The following is a 484-nucleotide window of genomic DNA, read 5'->3' on the forward strand; positions in this document are numbered from 1 at the left end:
ACGATGCGAAGCCTCTCATCATTAAGAGACCCCTTGAACTCCTTAAACGATCCGTACCTCTGTATCAGTCGCGTATTGAGTGTCTCATTATAGAACCACTCAAGATGGCCATCCTCCATCGTCTCAATATCGTTCGGCTTAGTCACATATTTTGTGACCTCATCAACAGACTCAAGAGTTCCCGCATCCTTAACAATGCACGACATCCTCTCACGAACATCAGCAAGAAAATCCTGCCAGCCGTTCCCCTTCAAATACGGCAGATCAAAGAGGATATTCATATGCATGTTAAGGGTTTCATGATCCTCATTATGAGTGAACTCAGTCCCCCTGAAATACAGATTTGAACCATATTTTTGATTGAGCCAACGGAAGCAATCAGAGAGCTTGCGTGTCCATTTCCTATGCTCCGCCTTGAGGTCATCATATATGCGGACGTTCTCACCGCAGGTGATAACCATGTACCGCAGATACTTCCCCTTAT

The 484-nt window shown here is 45.2% G+C and carries 1 protein-coding gene; it reads right to left on the minus strand.

The window, feature by feature from the left end; all coding sequences use genetic code 11:
- Nucleotides 1-461 (minus strand): protein rep (locus tag KP705_RS17250; protein ID WP_215765159.1); only part of this gene is annotated, 461 nt, incomplete at its 3' end.
- Between the last annotated feature and the right edge of the window lie 23 nt (nt 462-484).

The organism is Gluconobacter sp. P1D12_c (assembly GCF_018812105.1).
GTDB lineage: Bacteria > Pseudomonadota > Alphaproteobacteria > Acetobacterales > Acetobacteraceae > Gluconobacter > Gluconobacter oxydans_A.